Below are 6,000 nucleotides of genomic sequence, written 5' to 3'. Positions count from 1 at the left end.
CCACCTCCCGCGCGGCGGGCGGCAGCCGACGCGCGTCCCCAACCTCGATCACACCCTGCCAACGAGCAGGCAACTCAACCGTTCCGCCTCAATATATACGACACGTAACGACCATCGGTGCTGGCAGTGCGCCAATCCAGCATTGGATCCGTGCGTGCGGCGCCTCTCTCCGCTTTGGCCTTGCTATCCGGTGAGAGTAGTCCCCAGTACTCCGACGCTTGACTTTCGACAACGGGAAACATCATGGCCTTGATGCTGGACAGCAGGGCTTCAGCCCGCCGCCTATCCGGGTGACTCCTGATGGGTGCCCGTCACGGTCTCCGTGTCGACGCGGTCCTGGTTCAGGCCGTGATCGCCGGTGCGCTGTCCATCGCCCACCTGCACGACCTGGCCGCCGCTGCCGGACAGAACGGCTGGAAGGCGTGGGCCTACCCGGTCAGTGTCGACCTGCTCCTGGTCGCCGCCTGGCGGCGCCTGCGCAGCGAGGGACCGTCCCGGCTGGCCTGGTGCTGGTTCGTCGTCGCGCTGTTCGCCTCGCTCGGCGCCAACGTCGCCACCGCCTGGTTCCTCGACCTGACCGACCCACCCGCCTTCCTCCGGCTCGGCATCGCCGGATGGCCCGCGGTCGCCTTCCTCGGCGGAACGCTCCTCGCCCACTCGGCGGCTGCGCCCGCAAGGTCGCCGACGAGTACCGCGCCCGTACCGGCGACCCGATCGACACCGACACCCTGCGCTCCCGCCTCGGCGTCCCGCCCCACCTCGCCGACGCCATCGCCGCCCACCTCGCTTGACCAGCAAGAGAGGAAGACCAGTGACCTGTGACCCGGCCGACCTGACCGCTTCCGACTACCTCGACGGCGCCCGCGAGATGGCCGCCGCGAACCGGCCCTTCCTCGCCTACCTGCTCGCCGAGGAAGCCGCCCGGCGCACCGCCAATCCGGCCACTGCCGCCGGTATCCGCGCCAGCTTCCCCGCCCCGACCACGGCCCGAGAGGGGACCGACTGACATGCCCGCCCACGACCACTTCCACTCCGTGATGCGCATCGGCCCCGTGCAGATCGGCACGCACCGCGACCGCAACGGCCAGACCAAACACGCCGCCGTGTGCACCTCCGAGGGCTGCGGCTGGTCCTCCGACTACTCCAGTCAGTCCGCCGCCCAGCTCGCCGCCCGCACCCACCGCTGCCGCATCCGATAGGAGGCCACCGCCATCCAGGTCCCGCTCTGGCTCGCGCTGCTCGTTGTCGGCTACCTCGGCGTCAAGCTCATCCGCCCGCCCGCCTGGCTCATCGCCGTATTCCTGCTCGGCGGCTTCCTCCTTGCCGACAGCGTCCTCGCCCCGGCCATCAACGCCTTCGTCAAGTAGCCCGCCCGCGAGAGGAGACACCGATGTTCCGCCCGAAGATCCCCACCATGCCCACGCCGACGGGCCTCAGTACTCCGCCCGCCGTCATCGAGCCGACCACCGTCACCCCGCACGTGGAAACCGCGCTGGCCGCCCCGACGACTCCGACGCCGTCCCGGCCCACGATCCAGCTCACCCCCGGCACCGCGCTCGCTCTCGTCGGCGGTGGCACGGCCGTCGTCCTGGTCCTCGGCGCCGTCCTGGTCTCGCTGCTCCTGGCGGTCGCCATCACCGGTGCCTCGGTCGCCGTCTGCGCGGTCGTCCTGCGCTTCCTGCTCGCCTCCGACGCCAAGCGTCGCTGACCGGCCCCCGGGCGGCCTCGATACCGCCAAGCATCCGCCGCCCGGGCGCCGTCCCTGTCCGATCTCGCAACCGGAAGGAACCCCAAGCATGGCCCACCGCGCCTCACCCGCGACACCGAGTGCGCCCATGCCCGACACATTGCTTGACCCGATCACCCTCGGGGACGTGCTCCGGGTGGCCTCGGCCTCCGACTACGCCCGCTGGGAAGACCAGATCCGCCGCACCGGCGGCTGCTCCGACCCGATCCACCTCACCGGCTGGGTCCTCCACAAGGACAAGACCAGCGGCGAGATCCTGCACCACTACTCCACCGAGAAGGAGCCGGGCGGACGCCTCCGCCTTGCCTGCGGGAACCGCCGCGCCTCCCGCTGTCCCTCCTGTGCCTGGACCTACGCGGGCGACACCTATCACCTGATCCGCGTTGGCCTGGCCGGGGACGACCGCCGCAACGTCCCCGCCAGGGTCCGCGATCACCCGCGCGTCTTCGCCACCCTCACGGCCCCCTCGTTCGGCCCGGTCCACAACCGCCCCGACCACGGCACCTGCCGCTGCGGCACCCCGCACGCGCTCGACGCCCCGCAGCTAGGCACCGCCCTCGACCCGGACAGCTACGACTACGCGGGCGCCGTGCTAGTGCTGTTCAACAACCACGCCGGACAGCTCTGGCAGCGCTTCACCACCCGACTCCGCCGCGAACTCGCCCGCCCGCGCCGGCCTGCCCCGCCGGGAACTCGCCGCACACCTTCGCGTCTCGTACGGCAAGGTGGCCGAGTTCCAGAAGCGCGGGGCCCTGCACTTCCACGCCGTCGTACGCCTCGACGGCCCGGACGGGCCCGGGACGCCCCCGCCCGCCTGGGCCACGGTCGACCTCCTCACGGGCGCGCTGCGCGCCGCCGCAGCGCACTCGTACACGTCAGTCTCGGTCCCGGCTGCCGGTGACCAACCCGCTCGGACGTTCCGATGGGGCCGACAGCTTGATGTCCGCCCGGTCAAGGCCTTCTGCGACGGCTCCGACATCACCGAACAGGCTGTCGCCTCATACGTGGCCAAGTACGCCACCAAGGCCGCAGAGAACACCGGCACCCTGGACCGCCGCATCGGCGAACTTGCCGAACTCGACCGCCACCAAGTCCCCGACCACACCCGGCGGCTCATCACCGCGTGCCGCGACCTGGACACCCTGTACCCGGACCGGCGCCTCTGGGCCTGGGCCCACATGCTCGGCTTCCGCGGGCACTTCTCGTCCAAGTCGCGCACCTACTCCACCACGCTCGGCGCCCTCCGCCAGGAACGCGCCGACTACCGCGCCGCCCAAGAGGCATCCGTCCTCGGCCTCGACGACCGCGAGCCGGACACCGTCCTCGTCCTGACGGACTGGCAGTACGCCGGCCACGGCCACACGCCGGGTGAAGCCGCCCTAGTCGCGACCATCGCCCACGACCTCCAGACCAACCGCGAGACCGCCCGCGACGCCCTCCTGAACGAAGGGAGCACGGAATGACCACGGCCATCCGGTCACGACGCACCATGCTCACCCTCGCGGAGGTCTGCGAGGAACTGGCCATCTCACGCTCGACCTTCTACGACTGGCGGGCCAAGCGCCGTGCGCCGCGCTGCATCAAGCTCCCGAACGGCGACCTTCGGATCCGGCGGAGCGACCTCGATCACTGGCTCGACGACTGCGAGGACGCCGCCTGATGGAGACGACGTACGACGTGAAGATCTACAAGATCCTCACCTACAAGGGTGCCCGGAAGACCACGTACACCGTGCGCTGGGTGGTCGCGGGCAAGCGCTGGCGTGAGCCCTTCAACACCGTCGCGCTCGCCGAAGGCTTCCGCTCCGAACTCATCCAGGCAACGGGCAAGGGCGAGGCGTTCGTCATCGCCACCGGGCTGCCGGTCTCCCATCGTTCCAAGTCGGCTGCCATGAGCTGGTACAAGTTCGCCGTTGAGTACGTGGACGCTCGCTGGCCTGAGCTCGGCGGCAACAGCCGCAGGAACACCGCCAAGACCCTGACCGCGACCACCATCGCTCTGCTGCGGGCCCGACCCACTGAGCTTTTTCAAGGCGGTCACCGATCGGGTGACGGTCGGGTGGTCGGAGATCAGTGCAGAACGGACAAGGCTCCCGGGCGGTTGAGCGAGATGTCTGATGTCTCAACTCTTCCGTCGGGGAGCCTCGTTGGTTACGTATCCTGCAGCACTGGACCTGCCGCACGCGCTCGTTGAGTGGGTCACCATGCTCATCGTCACCCGGGAGGGTGACCGCAGGTGCAAGCTCCGCCCCTCCCAGCGAGCGCTGGTCGCACTGGTGTATCTACGCAAGCACGACACCCTCGCGCAGATCGCCGCCGGCTTCCGCATCAGCGTGGGCACCGCCCACGCCTACGTGCGCGCCGTCACCGACCTCCTCGCCCGCCGCGCTCCCGGTCTGACCCGGGCCCTTCGTGAAGCGGATGCTGAGTACATCCTGGTCGACGGCACCCTCGCCGAGTGCGACCGCATCGGGGACGGACGCGCCGACTACTCGGGCAAGCACCGCCGTCACGGAGTGAACCTCCAGGTCATCACCGACCCGCGGGGCGAGATCATGTGGATCTCACGGGCCCTGCCCGGCCGCGCCCACGACCTGACCGCGGCCCGCACCCACCGCATCGTGCAGACCTGCGTCCGGCTCGGCGTCCCCGCCTTGGCCGACCTGGCCTACACCGGCGCCGGCGGCACATTCGCCGTGCCGACCAGACGCCCGCCCCGCACCGCCGGGCAGAGGTCGCTGAACAAGGCACACGCCCGGCTCCGGTACCCCGTCGAACGCGGCATGGCGACGCTCAAGCGCTGGCGGATCTTCCGCCATGCCCGCTGCAGCCCCAACCGCCTCACATCAACAGCCAAAGCCATCCTCACCCTGGAGAGGCAACGCTGAAAAAGCTCACTCAGTTCGAGCCTGCGGCCGTGCGTACTGCCCTGCGCGAATGGGCGTTCAATGCGAACCGACGAGCGGAAGCTCCAAGGGACGTGGTGACCATCCTCAGGTGGGTTGAGCGGAACTCCCTTCCGGTCTCGGCCTGGGAGGACTCGGAGAAGGTCGACCAGGTCCTACGAGCCATCGACACGCTCCTGGACGGCAAGCAGGCGGCGGCCTGGTCCCGCAAGCGCCATCGCCGGATCCTCAACGTCGTCATGAAGTACGCGATCCGGCGGCGCATCCTGCGGACCAACCCCCTCCCCAAAGGGAAGGAGACGACGGCTGCCACCAAGACCACCAACGCCGTGGACAAGCGGTCTTTGATGAACCTGGAGCAGGCGGCGGCGCTCCTCGACTGGATCCGGCGGGCCTCGTGGAGGCAAGCGACTGCACGCCTTCTTCGCCACGCTGTACTACTGCGGTCCGCGCCCCGAGGAAGCCGTAGCCATGCGGGTGAAGGACGTGACGCTGCCCGGCCCGGATGCAGCCGACCAGTGGTGTGAGCTGCTGATCCACACGGCGACGCCAGAGGTCGGCAAGCAGTGGACGGACACGGGGGAGATTCACGAAGAGCGTGATCTGAAGGGTCGGGCCGAAGGGGAGACGCGCACTGTGCCAGGGCATCCGGCCCTGACGCGCATCCTGCGGCAGCACATCGAGGACGAACAGCTCCAGCCGGGGGATCTGCTGTTCCAGGGGGAGACCGGCGGCATTCTCGCTGGCTCTGTCGTCCGTCGGGCGTGGCGCAGTGCACGCAAGGCTGTGCTGCCGCCCCACGTCTTCGAGTCGCCCACGGGGAAGCGCGTGTACGACAACCGGCACACGCGTTTGACGAAGTGGCTCAACGACGGTATCCCGCCTGCCCAGGTCGCGGATTGGGCCGGGAACAGCGTCCCCGTGCTCCTGGCCACTTACGCCCGATGCGTCGAGGGGCAACTGCCTGATTTGAAGCGACGGCTCGAAGCCGCGGGGGACCTCCCCGAGCAGCCGGACGCCGGCTGACTCTCCCGGCCGAGCCTGGCCGAGAACTTCGACACGTATTCGACACGGCACCCGCGAAAACCCGGTGACAGCCGGACAGCCCCGGAGCCTTCCCTTGATCGTCGGGGGAGGGGCCGGGGCTTCGTCGTTTCGAGTAAAACGTGCCCTGAACAGCAAAAAGCCCTCCCGAGCGGGAGGGCGAGGGATGGCGCCCCCGGCAGGACTCGAACCTGCGGCCAAGCGCTTAGAAGAGAGTGATCTCCTTCCGTGCGATCAAGGCCCTGACCTGCGACGGAACAACGTCAGGGGGGTCGGGGTGCGACCGACGTCACCGCGTATTCCC

The 6,000-nt window shown here is 69.5% G+C and carries 8 protein-coding genes and 2 pseudogenes; all 10 read left to right on the top strand.

The features are described from left to right. Window positions 1–300 precede the first annotated feature (300 nt). The 10 genes and pseudogenes from ABZV31_RS36390 to ABZV31_RS36345 all read left to right on the top strand — a co-directional run bounded on the left by ABZV31_RS36390 (window position 301) and on the right by ABZV31_RS36345 (window position 5,678). A pseudogene (locus ABZV31_RS36390) lies at window positions 301–791 on the top strand (DUF2637 domain-containing protein). Between the two features lie 20 nt (window positions 792–811). Then, window positions 812–1,006 (top strand): hypothetical protein, encoded by a 195-nt coding sequence (locus ABZV31_RS36385; RefSeq protein ID WP_355901123.1) that lies wholly within the window; start codon window positions 812–814, stop codon window positions 1,004–1,006. A 1-nt stretch (window position 1,007) separates the two neighbouring features. Continuing rightward, window positions 1,008–1,199, top strand: coding sequence for a mobile element transfer protein (locus ABZV31_RS36380; RefSeq protein ID WP_355901122.1), 192 nt, complete (start codon window positions 1,008–1,010; stop codon window positions 1,197–1,199). A 191-nt stretch (window positions 1,200–1,390) separates the two neighbouring features. Further along, the gene (locus ABZV31_RS36375; protein WP_355901121.1) at window positions 1,391–1,708 is read left to right on the top strand and encodes a SpdD-like protein; all 318 of its coding nucleotides are present in this window, start codon (window positions 1,391–1,393) and stop codon (window positions 1,706–1,708) included. Window positions 1,709–1,835: 127 nt separating this feature from the next. Next, window positions 1,836–3,210 (top strand): annotated as a pseudogene (gene repSA / locus ABZV31_RS36370) (replication initiator protein RepSA). Then, complete coding sequence (locus tag ABZV31_RS36365; RefSeq protein ID WP_116129694.1) at window positions 3,207–3,407, top strand: helix-turn-helix domain-containing protein; 201 nt, start codon at window positions 3,207–3,209, stop codon at window positions 3,405–3,407. The pseudogene repSA and the gene ABZV31_RS36365 overlap by 4 nt, the downstream one beginning before the upstream one ends. Beyond that, a complete protein-coding gene (locus ABZV31_RS36360) occupies window positions 3,407–3,940 on the top strand; it encodes a hypothetical protein (RefSeq protein WP_355901120.1) in 534 nt (177 codons plus the stop codon). Before ABZV31_RS36365 ends, ABZV31_RS36360 begins: the two co-directional genes overlap by 1 nt. Further along, window positions 3,894–4,634: a transposase family protein gene (locus ABZV31_RS36355; protein ID WP_355901119.1), complete on the top strand. Its 741-nt coding sequence runs from the start codon at window positions 3,894–3,896 to the stop codon at window positions 4,632–4,634. Before ABZV31_RS36360 ends, ABZV31_RS36355 begins: the two co-directional genes overlap by 47 nt. A 95-nt stretch (window positions 4,635–4,729) precedes the next feature. After that, the gene (locus tag ABZV31_RS36350; RefSeq protein ID WP_355901118.1) at window positions 4,730–5,179 is read left to right on the top strand and encodes a hypothetical protein; all 450 of its coding nucleotides are present in this window, start codon (window positions 4,730–4,732) and stop codon (window positions 5,177–5,179) included. Continuing rightward, window positions 5,124–5,678, top strand: a complete 555-nt coding sequence (locus tag ABZV31_RS36345) for a hypothetical protein (RefSeq protein ID WP_355901117.1) — start codon at window positions 5,124–5,126, stop codon at window positions 5,676–5,678. Before ABZV31_RS36350 ends, ABZV31_RS36345 begins: the two co-directional genes overlap by 56 nt. The last annotated feature ends 322 nt before the right edge of the window (window positions 5,679–6,000 follow it).

It is taken from the genome of Streptomyces sp. NPDC005202 (assembly GCF_040608235.1).
In the GTDB taxonomy this organism is placed as follows: Bacteria; Actinomycetota; Actinomycetes; order Streptomycetales; family Streptomycetaceae; genus Streptomyces.
Note: the sequence above shows the minus strand (reverse complement) of the source record. Positions and strands in the feature narration are given on the sequence as shown.

Bases quoted from the DNA above. Each gene is read 5' to 3' on its own strand.
- ABZV31_RS36380 (WP_355901122.1), top strand. From the start codon at position 1,008: ATGCCCGCCCACGACCACTTCCACTCCGTGATGCGCATCGGCCCCGTG.
- ABZV31_RS36375 (WP_355901121.1), top strand. From the start codon at position 1,391: ATGTTCCGCCCGAAGATCCCCACCATGCCCACGCCGACGGGCCTCAGT.
- ABZV31_RS36365 (WP_116129694.1), top strand. From the start codon at position 3,207: ATGACCACGGCCATCCGGTCACGACGCACCATGCTCACCCTCGCGGAG.
- ABZV31_RS36360 (WP_355901120.1), top strand. From the start codon at position 3,407: ATGGAGACGACGTACGACGTGAAGATCTACAAGATCCTCACCTACAAG.
- ABZV31_RS36345 (WP_355901117.1), top strand. From the start codon at position 5,124: ATGCGGGTGAAGGACGTGACGCTGCCCGGCCCGGATGCAGCCGACCAG.